Source organism: Paenibacillus sp. FSL H7-0442 (assembly GCF_038593105.1).
GTDB classification, from domain to species: domain Bacteria; phylum Bacillota; class Bacilli; order Paenibacillales; family Paenibacillaceae; genus Paenibacillus; species Paenibacillus polymyxa_D.
Map to the genome: position 1 here is coordinate 642,325 of NZ_CP151963.1, position 15,722 is coordinate 658,046.

Sequence of the window (15,722 nt, forward strand, 5' to 3'; positions counted from 1 at the left end):
TTCATAAAATCTTAAATGATAAACAAAAATTTATTCAAATGTAAATGTGAATGTGGTTTTTAGCTTGAAAACAATTCTTTGATCTTGCATACTTCTAATAAACATTCCCCTCTTATACTACACTACTCTTTGCCTTTTTTGTAGTAAGAGTTAGATAAAAAAGATTCTATACTATTAGGATAAATCGGTGTTCTTCTAAGAAAAGAAAGAGAGCTAGACCCCTTCTCGTGAGGGTTTGCTATCAAGGAAATATATAAACTTAAACAAGTAACAGAGTGAGTGGGATTTTCATTGCTTTTTATTTTTGAAAGCGCTATACTTTTGGTTATATAAATTAATGTTTATAAATATTGATTATAAATGTAAACTTGATGAACAATTAAATGCACAAGTATAAGTATTTTGAGGGTAAGGATGGAGGTAAACTAAAATGAGCTCTGTATAACCGGCTGTGATTTTATTGAGCTTTTCCGCCGGATAGCCAAATTACAGATTCGCTACACAACTCCTAAGACGGGGTCGAAAATTACAAACACTGAGTATTCTGCGGCGGGTCTTGCCGTTCCCGTTGGCTGGGAAACCGATGTCAATGCAGCAGTTTATAGCGAGATTTAAATGGGGTGCTGCGTAAGGATTCCTACTGCTTGTAATATATCGTAGGTACGGGGAGGCGGTGTTAGTGTTTATTCGGAAGGTGGAATTATACATATACTTGTATATCCGAAGAGTGGACAAATGCTGACCGGACGGCATTCTGAAGATGAATTCGTTAACATAGGGACGCCTTGAAGGCCATTGAAGCCAGATGAGAAAAAGGACCACGAGCTGCCGTTGAACCATATCGCATTAGATATGGAAGCCTTCTATATTGCTGGTCCATAAACCCGTGTCATTTTACTTTTGTCAACTCACAAAATTTTTTGGGCGGCGTTATGCAGCTGCTGCTGATTTTCCCGCTGAACCGGTAGGTTGTGCTCCGGAACCTGAACGGTTATTTCAATTTAAGTGCCATCTTGGAGCATAAGGATGAGTATAGTGTTCCACCGGGCTCGGATATTATTGAAAATTAACAAAAAGGGAAAGAGAGAGGGGAGTCGGAGTTTGAACATTCCCAATAGTCTCGTTCAAATCCTAAAATAGAAATCACAAGTTCAAGCTCTATATATTTTATAACAAATTTAATATGCTATCCCGGCCAGTTACTGTGCTGTAACTGGCCGCCTTCTACTTTTTTGGTAGAAGATGATTATTCCGTAGAGTAGAAATGGAGGGTAATCGATGAAAAAGAAATTCAAAGCTGTGCTGCACATCCTCATGGTGATGGCTATTATTATGACTTCATCTGGAGTTTACGCCGCTAGTCCTGATACCGGCTGGGCTGCACGGGCGGAAGGTAACACAGGAAAATCGGAAAAGGAGGGTCTTTCTATTTTTGAAAACGTTATAAATCTAAATACAAATTTGACAGGATGGCAGGTAAAAGGAAATGGCAAGTGGGGAGATGCCGCAGAAGGGCTCCTGCTGACATCTGATCCGCAGGAGGACGTGATGGCCATCTCAGAAACAATAGCAGATGATTTCCTGTATGAAGCCGATGTTATGATCAAGGATATGCAAGCGGATGCTTCTTTGCTCTTCCGTTCCAATGAAGACGGATTGAATTCGTATATGCTTCAAATTGCACCGCAGTCCGGTATTATCCGTTTAAAAGATGCGGGCAGTGGAGCAGGTAAATTAAATGAAGAGCATCCGGTTTCGCTCAAGAAAGGGGAGATCTATCATCTCAAGGTAAAAGCTGAAGGGGCCTCGCTGAAAGTATATTGGGGAACTCAATATAAGCCTGTGATTGATGTTCAAGACAGTTCATACCGATCTGGCCGCCTTGGACTTCACGTCTGGGATGGGTCAGCCTTGTTCCAAAACATAACCGTTAGCGATCTGAAAGGGAATCTGGGTTTGGTACTTGTGAAAAAAGGACAGTGGCAGCCTGACCTCAGCGGCCAAAAAGGAACGTCTGTGAACCAGAGCAAGGCTCAGCAAATCTATAGCAGGCAAGCTGCTGACTTTGTATATGAAGGAACAATCGTTTTCCGCTCCGATGCTGCTGCCGCTCTAGCTTTCCGGTCCTCTACCGATGGAACACGTGGATATGAAGCTACTCTGGTGAAGGAAGGAGAGCAGGTCCGCGTATCGCTGACGAAAGCGGATGGAACTGCAATTGCAGGCTCAGAGCGACCTTATCCGAGCTTAGCGGGGGCGAAGCATTATGTGGAAGTAAAGGCAATGGGTAACCGGATTCAAGTTTTCGTGGACGGTTATACTCCACCAGCAATCGATGTAACGGATCATTCGTATTCAACAGGAAACGCCGGTCTTGTTGTGAAAAAGGGAAGCGCTTACTTTCAGGATGCTTATGTCACGGAGTCTAATAATTATTATACTGAAACCTATCGTCCCCAGTATCATTATACACCGATCCGTGGGTACGCCAGTGACCCGAACGGGTTGGTCTATTTCGAAGGTGAATACCATCTTTTCCATCAGGATGGAGGCACATGGGCCCATGCCGTCAGCAAGGATATGCTGAGCTGGAAACGTCTGCCGATTGCACTTCCGTGGAATGATTACGGGCATATCTGGTCCGGATCTGCTGTGGCGGATGTAACGAATACTTCAGGCTTATTTACGGATTCGGGCGGCAAAGGTCTGATCGCCTATTATACTTCCTATAACCCAGATGGTCCTAATGGCAACCAGCGCATTGGCCTTGCTTACAGCAAGGATCAGGGGCGTACGTGGCATTATGCCAAGAATCGTCCGATCGTGGTTGAGAACCCCGGCAAGAACGGGGAAGAACCGGGGGGATGGGATTTCCGCGACCCTAAGGTGATTCGCGATGACGAGCATAATCGCTGGGTCATGGTAGTGTCCGGTGGTGATCATATCCGGTTCTTTACATCGGCTAATTTGCTGGACTGGACGTTGACCGACAATTGGGGTTATGGAGATTATGTTCGTGGCGGTGTGTGGGAATGCCCTGACCTGTTCCCACTGGTCGTGCAGGAAACGTCAGAGAAGAAGTGGGTTCTCATGATCAGTACAGGGGCGAATTCGGCAACAGGAGGATCGGATTCTGAATATTTTGTGGGAAGTCTGACTGCAGAGGGGAAATTCGTAAATGACAATCCGGCAGGAAAGGTGCTGAGAACGGATTTTGGCAAGGAGTATTATGCATCCATGTCTTTCTCGGACATGACGGATGGGCGCAGAGTGATGTTGGCGTGGATGTCCAACTGGGATTATCCGTTCGCTTTTCCGACTTCGGGCTGGAAGGGGGGACTGACTGTTCCGAGAGAGGTTGCTCTGGTCATGACCCCCGACGGACTCCGTCTCGCCCAGGGTCCGATCAAGGAGATGGAACATCTGCGCAGCAGGCTGTTCTCTGTAACTGACAAGATGATCAATCCATCTTCTCCAAACCTGCTGAAGGGACTTGTTTCTGGAGCATATGAGATTGAAGCCGAACTGGAGATTCCGGCTGGAAGTAACGTAACAGAGTTTGGTTTTAATCTACGTGAAGGTGCGAATCAGAAGACTGTGGTGGGTTATAAGCCAGGCGAAAGTAAATTGTTCGTGGATCGCTCTGCTTCCGGAGCTACGGATTTCTCCAATCTGTTTACCACAAGACATGAAACGGGGATGAAAGCCGAGAACAAGCGGATCCAGATGCGGATTTTGGTGGATGAATCCTCTGTTGAGGTCTTCGCTAATGGAGGCAAGGTGGTTTTCTCCGAGGTCATATTTCCTGATCCGGCCAGTAGGGAGATGAGCTTCTATAATCAGGGTGGCAATGTGAAGATTGTTTCTCTGTCGGTAAACAAGCTTGGATCAGTGTGGAATTCGGATAACGATTCGCCACTACGGATTGCAATGGACACGGGTGACCGTGAACTAGGGATAGGGCAAAGCGAAACGCTGCGGGCGGCAGTGGAGAATGGGCCTGGCAATGGTGTTCACCCGCTGGAGTGGAAATCCAGTAATGCCAAGGTGGTAGGCATAAAGGGAGCCGGCGCTTCTCAGGCAACTCTTATGGCCAAAAAAGAGGGCGAGTCCGTCATTACTGTATCCACCCCGAATGGAAAGGCATCCGCCAGCCTTCTTGTAAAAGTCTCTGGCGGCGAGTTTCATACCAGTCTCAGCGGCTGGACCCCAGATCCGTCAATGGCTTCATGGGTACTCAGCAAGGATGGAATTCGTGGAAGATACTCAAGCGACGCGAATTATATGGCCCAGGAGCAGGCTGGGGATTTTACTTATGAAGCTGAACTGAAGCTTGGCACGTCCGGCGGGGCTGGTTCACTTCTGTTCCGTGCAAGCGAGGATGGGCACAGCGGCTACTACCTGAATCTAGATCCTAACATGAAGTCTATTCGCCTGTTCTACAAAATAGATGGACGATTCGAGGAACGACAGGTTCTGGCGAAAGTCCCGGCCTTCATCCAGCGAGGCCAAACCTATAAAATAAAGATTCAAGCGGAAGGCCCGCATATCGTGGTACATATGGGAGGACTGAAAATAATGGATCTGAAGGATGGGACCTTTGCCGAAGGTCATTTCGGACTTCATGTCTTTGGCGGCTCTGTCTCTTATCAGAATGTAAATGTGACAGGAGGGAAACCGGCCAAGTTGAGGGTATCAAGCCTCGTGAACGTAGCATTCCAAAAATCCATATATACAGCCCGCCTGGCAAATGGCGAAGCAGTTAGTGTACAGGATGCAAATGAAGCCTCGGATCAAAAATGGGTGTTTGTGCCGACCGGAGATGATGCAGGTTCCTATTCCATCCGAACGACCTCCGGACAGGCGCTGGATCTGGACGCGGAGCACAATAAAATTCAGCTCTATTCTTATTTGGGCTACAATAATCAGCGGTGGATTGTCCACAAAAATAGGGATGGTTCGGTTGTCATTATCTCAGTTTATCATAATAGGGCTTTGACCATATCCGAGGATGGTTCAAAGCTTACGTTAGAGACTCCTCCAACGGATGAAATGCGACGAAATAGGTGGAAAGTAAGCTCTGATTTTTAGTTCTATCCTGTAGAAAAGCCCCTTCGCTTGGCGTAGAGGGGCTTTTGGCAAAAGGCGGATTTGTTATTGTGTTCATGCAGCTTCAGCTTACTTCTGTCAGGTTAGGAAAATCAATTTCTTGCTGGCCAGGAAAGCGTCGAGCTTCTTTCGCTTTTCGTATCGCCAGCGAGTGATAGAGACTGAGTGATAGAGACATATGAACAAGACCCGTTGAGATGTCCATGCTGCAAGCACCAGATGTTGCTTGTGGTGATTTGGCATGCCGATTTGGACGGATTTATTATTATGTGCAACGAGAATATAAAAAATCAAAAGAAATGGTGGATAATAAATGATGATAAACCACGAGGCCAAGGGAGCGAATAGGATAAAATGAAATGGATTTGTAGGAGCCAAGGGAAAAGAGCTTTAGGTATGGATAGACTTTGTGTGGAATGTGGGACGGAATCGAATAAACCAAACATAACTTAATGATGGGGACATTATTAATGAATATGGATGATGAGAAATTACTGTAGTGCTTTCAGAATGAGACTTTTCCCCTTGTAAGAAACAATTTTTAGACAGGGGAATGATGTACTTTGAAAATTTCAGATCGAGTATTAAGGCTTTATCTAAATCACACTTACTTGGATTTGTGGCGGGGGCCTTACGGCGGTAAAAAGCACTATGACTAAGACGAAAGCCTCCAAGTGGGGAGTATTATTCTTCTGATGACCATACCTTTGATTATCAGGGCAAAGCTAACCCTCAGGACCATCCGGCAATTTTAAGTCACTTTATCGATTGGGAGTGGTTTTTCTTAGGTTGTGGGAACGATAGAGTCAATGGTTCTTCGGTCTTTGATGAAAGTGTTGAGTTCATTATTTTAGAGTTATAACAAATGGGTAAAAAGAAGCCCATTATCGTCGATACCTTTATGGAACCAGCATTTTTAAGAGGAATTTCGCCTACAACCAGGTTTTCTTTGTGTTTGCCGAAGATGGACTAATTCGATCAGAGTATTTAGATCGAGATCACCTGAGAGGCATGGAGGATTTATTTCCTGTTTTATTTGATCCACAATGTACAAGAAGTGAAACACTAAATACAGTTGTTAAAGCTTCAAATCACTACCTACAATAAGCACAGCAATGTGAATTAAAATGTTTTATGAAAACATCTGAGTCAAATAAAAATGGAATATTATCGGCAATCGAAAATATTTTGGTCTGTCTTAAATACAAGGAGCTACTACATAGGATAGTAGTAGTTTCCTTTTGATTAAACTCCCTTGATATGATTTAGTTTCCTCACTTCACTTTCCAAGGAATAACTAAAAAGGTGCCAGCGACCCTAGGATCGTCGGGACACCTTTGCTGTTCTTACAGTTCGATTTTTGTTTCACCCTGTTGCTCTATAAAATGCTTAACTTCTTCCAACGATGGCAAGGCTGCAATCGCTCCAACTTTAGTGCACACGATAGCGCCGACTTGATTGGCAAGTGTTATAAATTCCTGCTGTTGCTCCCAATCGGAGGTAAATGCCTTGGGCTGACTCAGCTGGCTGATTTGATACAGCATAGCTCCGACGAAGGCATCACCGGCACCGGTAGAATCGATCGATTTAACAGTAATACTGCTGATTAGCGAACGGGAGGTACCGCTTGAGATGAGAGTACCTTCTTTCCCCAAGGTAACTGCCACCGTTTTGGCTCCCAACCCATGCAAAAGATCCAATGAAGCATTGCGGTCAGTCAGCCCCGTAATGATATTTAATTCCTCTTCGCTTACCTTTACGAAATCCGCATTGTGTATTCCTCTTCTGGACAATGTTATAAACTCCTCCAGCCTATCTTTCCAGAGGTCCCCCCGGTAATTGGGATCAAAGGAGGTAAATTGCCCATTGGCTTTCGCTTCGTCCAATAAAGACAAATACGCTTCCCGGAAAGGATCGGCGAGCAAGGCCGTTGCCGAGCCAAAATGCAGAATGGCAGCCTGTCGAGTCCATTCTCTATCAATGTCCTGCAGAGACAGCTGACGGTCAGCTCCGCGGTTGAATACGAAATCTCGTTCGCCGTTAGCGGCAAGGGAAACAAAGGCCAGTGTAGTCGGTGTTTCCGGATCAAAAAGAAGCATGGAAGTATCCACATGCTGCTCCTCCAGCGTTTGCTTCAGGTAGATACCGAAGGGATCAGCACCGATTTTCCCCAAGAATGACGCTTTTCCTCCGAGTTTGGCTACGGCTGCGCTTACATTTGCCGGAGCACCGCCAGCCTGCTTGGAGAAATGCTGACCCTTGGCAAGATTAACATCAATATCCGTGCAGAAAAAATCAATGAGCAACTCGCCCACACAAAGAACCGTTCTGTCATTTTTCACTTTGATTCACCTCTTGGTAGATTTAGTTTAGAACAGGGGTCGAGTCCCGGTATACGATATCCGTTGCAACATGAGTCACTCGGTATGGCATGGTATTGTCTTTGATTCTGGACAATAACATTTCGGCTGAAATAATACCCATCTGACTACTGTAAATATGCACGGTTGTAAGATGAGGCTCGACAACCCGGGATTCCGAAGCATCATCGAACCCGCAGACAGCAACATCTTCTGGGACTTTAATCCCTTTGTTTTTTAAAGATTTGATCACGTTGATGGCAATGAAATCATTGGCGCAAATAAAGACGGAGGGACACTCCCTCAGAGCATCCAACTGCTGTTCCATCCAGTTCTCCTCTATAAAGAAGTTGCGGTCAGGCGCTACAATGCTATGGGCAGGATCTACGGCGATTCCTGCTTCTGCTAAGGCCCTATTAAATCCGGTCCAGCGTTCATTGAAGCTTTTGCAGTGATTGTAATCGCCTACAAAACCGAAGCTTTCATAGCCATGATCGATTAATTTCCGGGTAACACAGTATGTGCTGTGTTCATTTTCCATTAATACCAGATCCGCCTTCAATTCTGGATACATCATATCCGCAGCGCAATCAATAAAAATGGTTGGGATGCAAAGATCTGTGATCAGCTTGCTGTATTCCTTGCTGAACATTTCGATGCAGAAAATGCCAGCCACATTCGAAGGTTCAAAATTGCCGGGTAGGGTCATCGAATTGATATCATTCTCACGGACAAAATAAATGGATAAAGTATAGCCCTGTTTGCTGATTTCCTTCTCCAGTCCGCTGATCAACAAAGATCCAAAGTGTGAGCTATTAGGAAGATTACAGGTCAAAAGTGCGATATTGCCTTGTTTTTCAGAAGCTGTTTCCATATAAGAAAATTGTTTGTATTTAAGCTCCATTGCTTTTTTGACCACCTTGTCCCTAGTAACGGTGGGAATACTCTCCACTCCATTAAGCGCCTTGGATGCAGTGTTTCTGGAAATTCCCAAGGCATCAGCGATATCTTGTATCGTAACCTTTGACTTTCTCGTCATATTGTTCACCTTATTCTCCGAATTAAGATTCTTCATATTTCTAAATATATAGTATTTTCATGTTTTTAACAATGTATTTATTCAAATGAACAATAATGGTTTACGTTTGTTTATTTATATTGTGTATTTTTGATGTATTTTTGCTAAAAACATTATAATTATCTTGAAATACGCTTTTTGAATGAATTTTTCACCCGAATTATATTGACTAATTAAATGTACATCTGATAAATTGTAAGAGTGAAATATGTTCAAATGTAAATTGTAAGCCCATTCATTTTGGGAATGTGTAAAATTCTCGTTCTGTTGGAGGTGTGGATATTACAAGCAAGTATTTGAAAAACATCTTGGTTAATTATGTCAGAGAGATGACATAACATGGCTTATATTTTGTGTCGTATAACAAGCCGTGAACAGTAGGAGGGAAAATATTGGCAAATTCGATCGTTCAAAAAAGGGGATTAAAGGCTTCAGAAACAAAAAAAAGAAACCATTGGTTAAGCTATATGCTTCGAAATTATATATTGTATTTGTTTCTGCTTCCGTCCATAATTCTTACCGTCATTTTCAAGTATGTTCCCATGTACGGCTCGATCATTGCGTTTAAAAATTTCAGCCCAAGAAAAGGCATCCTCGGCAGCGAATGGGTTGGATTTGAACATTTTCAGCGGTTTCTTTCATCACCAAATTTTTATGACATATTAATGAATACGCTTAAATTAAGCGCTTACGGTCTTATTCTCGGCTTCCCAGTACCCATCATTCTGGCCTTAATGCTAAATCTGGTCAGAGGAGCGAAGTTCAAGAAGAATATTCAGCTTATTGTATACGCACCTAACTTCATCTCGGTTGTTGTTGTTGCCGGTATGCTGTTTGTTTTTCTATCGCCAGCTGGAATAGTGAACGCTTTGGTAACAACCTTCACCGGCAAGCCGATTGCTTTTATGACTGATCCTGCCTATTTCCGAACGGTATATATTTTGTCTGGTATATGGCAAACAGCGGGCTGGTCCTCTATCATTTATGTGGCCACCTTAGCCAATGTGGACCCGCAGTTGCATGACGCTGCAACAATTGATGGTGCTTCATTGATGAAGAGAATCTTCCACATTGATCTGCCAGCTCTTAAACCCGTCATGGCCGTCCTGTTCATTCTCGCTGCAGGAGGTATTATGTCGATCGGCTATGAAAAGGCTTACCTAATGCAGACGGCTCTGAACACACCTACCTCGGAAATCATCGCGACTTACGTATACAAGGTGGGGTTGCAATCCGGCGATTATGCTTATTCTACGGCAATCGGGTTGTTCAATTCCGTAATTAATGTATTCCTGTTGATTTTCGTAAATACCGTCGTCAAGAAGCTGAACGAAGGAGAAGGGCTGTATTAAAGAAGGAGGTATTTATGGATATTCATTACACCGGGAAGGACCGGATTCTGCTCATCATCAATTATATTCTACTTGGTTTGTTTGTTCTCGCTATTCTGTTACCGCTGGTTTATGTGGTGCTTTCGTCCTTTTTAACTCCAAATACCCTGATTACCAAAGGGTTTGCCATTACATCATCAGACTGGACACTCACGGGATATGCCAAAATCCTAAGCAACAGTGCCATGATCCGCGGTTTTTTTAATGCTATTTTTTATTCAGCAGCCTTTGCGTTCGCAACCGTATTATTTTCCGTCTTCGCGGCTTACCCGCTTGCGGTTGAAGAGTTGGTAGGGAAACGGTCCATTATGATCTTTTTCCTGATAACGATGTTTTTCGGTGGCGGTCTGATTCCTACCTATCTGGTGATTAAGGATTTAGGCATGTTGAATACGGTCTGGGCCATTATTCTGCCCGGCTCGATCAGCGTATTCAATATTATTCTGGCAAAGACTTATTTCCAGGGACTTCCGAAAGAACTGTTCCAGGCGGCGAGTATAGACGGAGCTTCCGAGCTCAGTATTTTCTTTAAAATCGTCCTGCCGCTTTCCAAGCCTATTATTTTTGTTCTAGCTTTATACGCTTTTGTCGGACAGTGGAATTCTTATTTCGACGCCATGATTTATCTGGATGATCCGAAGCTGTTTCCGCTTCAACTAGTACTGCGCTCCATTTTGATACAGAATCAGGTTCAGCCCGGCATGATTGCCGATGCGATGGCACAAGCGGAGCTTAAGAAATTGTCTGAAATGATTAAGTACTCTGCCATTGTCATATCAAGTTTGCCTTTGATTGTCATGTATCCATTCTTCCAGAAGTATTTCGAAAAGGGTGTCATGGTAGGTTCGATCAAATAACAAATCGGGGGAATAGAGATGAAAAAAACATTACTAACCTTGTCTGTGTTGGCACTTTCTACTTCACTGCTTGCCGGATGCGGCGGTTCGGGCAATAATTCTGCGGCATCCGAAGATTACAAGCTGGAAAATGTTACTCTGCCGCTTAAAGAGAAAGTTACTTTGCATTTTATGACTCAAAGCTCGCCGCTGGCACCTTCCGATCCAAATGAAAAGTTGATTTATAAAAGACTGGAAGAAAAAACAGGGGTGCATATCGATTTTACCAACTTCACCTCCGATTCCTTCATTGAAAAAAGAAACCTTGCTGTTGCCAGTGGAGATCTTCCAGATGCCATACTGGATGCCGGATATTCCGATTACGATTTGTTGAACCTCGGAAAGGATGGAACTATTATCCCTTTAGAGGATTTGATTCAAAAATATATGCCCAATCTGCAGAAGGTATTAAAGGAAGCGCCTGAGTACAGATCCATGATAACCGCACAGGACGGGCACATTTATGCCTTTCCTTGGATTGAAGAACTGGGTTCTGAGAAGGAGAGCATTCATTCTGTAAACGACATGCCATGGATCAATGTGGAGTGGCTGAAAAAGCTGGGACTTAAAATGCCAAAAACCACCGAGGATTTAAAAAAAGTTCTGCTCGCATTTAAAAATGGCGACCCTAACGGAAATGGCCAAGCGGATGAAATCCCGCTGTCCTTTATGCTCAATAACGGCAATGAGGACCTGAATTTTCTGTTCGGATCATTCGGTCTTGGGGACAACGGCGATCATACGGTAGTGACCAATGAGGGGAAAGTGGTCTTCACTGCCGATCAGGACGGTTACAAAGAGGGGATTAAATATCTTAATGAGCTGTATAAACTGAACCTGATCGACGAGGAATCATTCGAGCAGGATTATAACACGTATCTAGCCAAAGGTCAGAGTGAAAGATATGGCCTCTACTTCCAATGGGATAAGGCGAATATTTCAGGAGACAACGATAAATATGAACTGATGAATCCGCTCGCCGGACCAAGCGGTGAAGTCAATGTGACCCGCACGAACAATCTCGGCTTTGACCGGGGGAGAATGGTGATTACCAGTGACAACCAAAATCTCGAGCTTACGGCAAAATGGATTGACCAGCTGTATGATCCTATCCAGTCCGTGCAAGACAACTGGGGTACCTACGGCGACAAAACTCAGCAGAACATTTTTGAATACGATGAAGCGAGTCATATGCTGAAGCATCTTCCGCTTAAGGGAACGGCCCCTGTCGAGCTACGGCAAAAAACGAACATCGGTGGTCCATTAGCAATTCTTGACGAGTATTACGGAACGGTTACGACTAAGCCCGATGATGCAGTGGGACGGCTTAAGCTCATGAAGGAAAGACTCGTTCCTTATATGAAGGCTGACCATAATTTCCCGAAAGTCTTCTTCTCTCTGGAGGATCAGAAGCAGATCTCCACATTGGAAACCGATTTGTTTGCTTACGTTAACCGCAAGCGGGCGGAATGGATCAAGACGGGTAAAGTGGAAGAAGAATGGGCCGAATATAAAGCCGAGCTGTCCAGACTGGGGCTAGATAAATGGCTGGAAATCAAACAGAAAGGCTATGACAGATATCTCAAAGATCAAAGCTGAAACATTTAAATGGTAGTATTTCAAATTCATTTGCAAACGAGCAACTCAAATTATTATGTTAAATACCTTATCAACAATCAAGAGGAGAGCGGATACTATGAAAGAATTAAACCTAACGGACGACTATAGCGGCAGAAAGAGAAAAAGTAACTATAGTGAGACGTACAGGCCTCAATTTCATTATTCACCGGAGAAAAATTGGATGAACGATCCCAACGGCATGGTTTACTTTGAAGGAGAATACCACCTGTTCTACCAGCATACGCCCCATGATACGCAGCCTGATTTTGGCAACATGCATTGGGGGCATGCGGTAAGCAAGGATCTAGTGCATTGGACTGAGCTTCCACCAGCGATTCCACCTGGGGAGGACGGAGCGATCTTCTCGGGGAGTGCGGTGGTGGATAAGAACAATACCAGCGGATTTTTCAAAGAGGAAGGATCAGGATTGGTGGCCATTTATACAAATGAGGGCAACAAGGCTCAGCCTGGAAAACCGCAGGTGCAAAGCATTGCTTACAGCAAGGATAAAGGTCGAACCTGGACAAAATATGAAGGTAACCCGGTTTTATTTCCAACGGACACGCTAGACTTTCGTGATCCGAAGGTGATTTGGCATGATGAATCATCAATGTGGATCATGGTTCTTGCCGTAAGGGACCGTGTAGAATTTTACACATCTCCAAACCTGAAAGAATGGTCTTTTGCAAGCGAATTCGGTTCCGACATTCCACATATACACCGAGGGATATTTGAATGTCCTGATATATTTCGAATCCAAGTGGATGAGGATCCTAATACCACGAAGTGGATTCTGATGCTAAGCGTCGGGGATAGAAATGGTGTGAATCCAGACGATCCGGAACCACCGGCAGGCGGTTCTGGCATGATGTATTTTGTAGGCAACTTTGACGGTAAGTCGTTCACGCCAGATGAAGCGTTGGAATCCATCGATACTATCAAATGGGTAGACTATGGATCAGACTTTTACGCGGCCGTGTCCTGGAATGGCATTTCGAACGAAGACGGACGAAAGATTTGGATCGGCTGGATGAATAATTGGCGTTATGCTACCACGCTTCCTTCAAAGGAATGGCGTGGCAAGACATCAATTCCCCGGGAGCTACAGCTAAGGACTTATCCCGAGGGACTTCGCCTAATCCAAACACCCATAAATGAATTAAGTCAGCTAAGAAAACCGATTTTGTCTCTACAAGACTTGACGATTAAGCCAGATATGAACGTGTTGTCTGATATTTCCGCAGCCAAGGCAGAAATTATTGCAGAATTTGAAATCGGTACTGCTATGGAATTCGGGTTTAAAGTACGGAAGTCCGCCAATCAGGAGACGATCATCGGATATAATATCTCGAATGAGGAATTGTTCGTCGATCGGACGAAGTCGAGCGCCACTGATTTTCATTCAGATTTCACAGCAATACACAAGGCCACTATGAAGCCAGAGCATGAGAGGATACAGTTGAGCATTTATCTGGATTGGTCAAGTGTCGAAGTCTTCGGCAATCATGGAAAAACAATCATTTCAGACATGATTTTCCCGGACTTCGAAAGTAAGGGACTAGAACTCTACGCCATTGGTGGAGAACTGAGGGTCGTGTCGCTTCAGATCAATGATCTGGTAAGCATTTGGGGAAATGAGAATGTTTAGACAGTAGTTATGATTATCATTCCAATTGAAACGTTCTTACAACAGAACCCGTTAAGCAGCGGCTTGATTCGACGAAATGGTTACAGCCCGATTGCTTATATCCGTATCTAAACTGGTCTCCAAAACTAATTAAAGTATTATCTTATGCCTGGACACGTAACCTCCCGTCGGCTCACAACCGTACCGGGGGTTCGTATCCTTAGAAGTTAGCAGAAATCGAAAGACTAACACGGAGAATTTCATAATATAGTTTTACAGTGGTAAGAGGGCGTAAGAATCTTTCCTTGCATCTTACCTATAATAATATGATGATTGACAATAAGATCATATTCTTTTCCCAAGGGGGTACCTAGTTCTTGTTCTCAGTTTGGGACAAGAACTTGCAGTGGTTATGAAGTCGCCAATTTGGCGGCTTTTTGTTTTACAGATAAATGATATTGTCTCGTGTTAAGACAAGGGCAATTAAGCGTTTGAATTAAAATAATGGGGCTGGGTATGCTAAATTAGCAAATATGGAATTTCTTGATTTTCATGAAAGGGTGAGACCGTCATCATTCTGCAAAAGGTACTAACTTATCTTATTAAACCGGATATATGGTTAGGAACTTTTTTCCCATTTGCTCTTCCGTTTGGAGTATCAAGAGTATTTCAATGGTTGCATACAGGGAACGGGAGAAATTTACACTGGTTCAGCTTTGATCAAAAAAAGTTTCATGAAACAAGAAATACCTCAACTAGTCGTTCCTTTTACAGCAGATCTAAATCAAAATTTGCTGGTGATGAAAGAAATCATCGGGCATAACTCAGAGAGCCTCTGAAAAGAAATATTACTAAAGTTGAAACTGAAAGAAACCATCTGGCTAGACGTGAAGTTGAACTGTTGAAAGAGATAGATACTCTTAGAACGCAAAGAACAGAATACAGAAGAAAACTAAGAGCTAGATCCAAAGAGTTTGGGGCAGTTTTACAGTTCAGTCACAATTCCTAAGTTATTAACCCTTCTCGATGAAAGGCCTAAGCTTAGCAATGTGTTTGCATTCTATCAGTTAGATAAACTCAATAGAAGGTACAATAAACTAAAATTAGCAGCTAGAGAGGTATTAAAACAGGAAAGAATAAAAAGACTACGTGATGAAGCTTATAAGGAGAAAATGGCTGCTGGCTATAAAAAAGTTAACGGATATATCGTAAGTGATGAGAGATGACTGGTACCTCTATGATCCAAACAATATTGTATACCTCATAACAGACTCAAAAATTAAATTAATTGAAGATTTACCAGCTACTGCATCTTTGTATTTAATGATGGAACTGCATATGTTTTTTATATCCATTAACCGGCATTTTTTTGCCCTTTTTTGTATCTTTAGGGTTACTCGATGGTAAAATAATGTATACAAGTGGATGTATTTTTATGCATTTAAACAATGTGGATATTCTCATTAATTATGACACCACACAGTGAGTAACGGTAATAATTGAGACTGATTTGGTTGATAACCGAGACATTTTTGGGTATATGTTTGAGACATTTTTAAACCAGTAGAAACAAAGCCCCTTGTTTCTATTGGTTTTTTGTGTTTCTATTTACTCTATATATCCTATAAATGTTAACATATG

The 15,722-nt window shown here is 43.3% G+C and carries 9 protein-coding genes; 7 read left to right on the top strand and 2 right to left on the bottom strand.

Annotated elements, in window-relative coordinates; translation table 11 throughout:
• The first annotated feature begins 1,278 nt into the window (after nt 1-1,278).
• On the top strand, nt 1,279-5,091 hold the full coding sequence (locus MHH57_RS02870) for a GH32 C-terminal domain-containing protein (protein ID WP_342434808.1): 3,813 nt from the start codon (nt 1,279-1,281) through the stop codon (nt 5,089-5,091).
• A gap of 1,364 nt (nt 5,092-6,455) precedes the next feature.
• Here MHH57_RS02870 and MHH57_RS02875 read toward each other — a convergent pair.
• Both MHH57_RS02875 and MHH57_RS02880 read right to left on the bottom strand, forming a co-directional pair.
• Entirely contained in the window at nt 6,456-7,451 is a 996-nt protein-coding gene (locus MHH57_RS02875) for a carbohydrate kinase (RefSeq protein WP_029515926.1), read from the bottom strand.
• A 22-nt stretch (nt 7,452-7,473) separates the two neighbouring features.
• Nucleotides 7,474-8,508, bottom strand: coding sequence for a LacI family DNA-binding transcriptional regulator (locus MHH57_RS02880; RefSeq protein ID WP_029515925.1), 1,035 nt, complete (start codon nt 8,506-8,508; stop codon nt 7,474-7,476).
• Nucleotides 8,509-9,014: 506 nt separating this feature from the next.
• Between MHH57_RS02880 and MHH57_RS02885 the strand changes: the two genes are divergently transcribed.
• From MHH57_RS02885 to MHH57_RS02910, 6 genes are all read left to right on the top strand, one after another.
• The gene (locus tag MHH57_RS02885) at nt 9,015-9,899 is read left to right on the top strand and encodes an ABC transporter permease subunit (RefSeq protein ID WP_230584986.1); all 885 of its coding nucleotides are present in this window, start codon (nt 9,015-9,017) and stop codon (nt 9,897-9,899) included.
• Between the two features lie 14 nt (nt 9,900-9,913).
• Complete coding sequence (locus tag MHH57_RS02890) at nt 9,914-10,795, top strand: carbohydrate ABC transporter permease (RefSeq protein ID WP_029515923.1); 882 nt, start codon at nt 9,914-9,916, stop codon at nt 10,793-10,795.
• A gap of 18 nt (nt 10,796-10,813) precedes the next feature.
• On the top strand, nt 10,814-12,433 hold the full coding sequence (locus MHH57_RS02895) for an ABC transporter substrate-binding protein (protein WP_029515922.1): 1,620 nt from the start codon (nt 10,814-10,816) through the stop codon (nt 12,431-12,433).
• A gap of 97 nt (nt 12,434-12,530) precedes the next feature.
• The gene (locus MHH57_RS02900; protein WP_081317544.1) at nt 12,531-14,102 is read left to right on the top strand and encodes a glycoside hydrolase family 32 protein; all 1,572 of its coding nucleotides are present in this window, start codon (nt 12,531-12,533) and stop codon (nt 14,100-14,102) included.
• Nucleotides 14,103-14,731: 629 nt separating this feature from the next.
• Nucleotides 14,732-14,920 carry a hypothetical protein gene (locus tag MHH57_RS02905; RefSeq protein WP_141695469.1) on the top strand — a complete coding sequence of 63 codons (189 nt, stop codon included), beginning with the start codon at nt 14,732-14,734 and terminating at the stop codon, nt 14,918-14,920.
• Between the two features lie 135 nt (nt 14,921-15,055).
• Nucleotides 15,056-15,307, top strand: a complete 252-nt coding sequence (locus MHH57_RS02910) for a hypothetical protein (RefSeq protein ID WP_069010904.1) — start codon at nt 15,056-15,058, stop codon at nt 15,305-15,307.
• The last annotated feature ends 415 nt before the right edge of the window (nt 15,308-15,722 follow it).

What these genes read in the sequence shown, in the direction of transcription:
- MHH57_RS02870 (WP_342434808.1), top strand. Translation starts at nt 1,279, where the DNA reads ATGAAAAAGAAATTCAAAGCTGTGCTGCACATCCTCATGGTGATGGCT.
- MHH57_RS02880 (WP_029515925.1), bottom strand. Translation starts at nt 8,508, where the DNA reads ATGACGAGAAAGTCAAAGGTTACGATACAAGATATCGCTGATGCCTTG.
- MHH57_RS02885 (WP_230584986.1), top strand. Translation starts at nt 9,015, where the DNA reads ATGCTTCGAAATTATATATTGTATTTGTTTCTGCTTCCGTCCATAATT.
- MHH57_RS02890 (WP_029515923.1), top strand. Translation starts at nt 9,914, where the DNA reads ATGGATATTCATTACACCGGGAAGGACCGGATTCTGCTCATCATCAAT.
- MHH57_RS02895 (WP_029515922.1), top strand. Translation starts at nt 10,814, where the DNA reads ATGAAAAAAACATTACTAACCTTGTCTGTGTTGGCACTTTCTACTTCA.
- MHH57_RS02900 (WP_081317544.1), top strand. Translation starts at nt 12,531, where the DNA reads ATGAAAGAATTAAACCTAACGGACGACTATAGCGGCAGAAAGAGAAAA.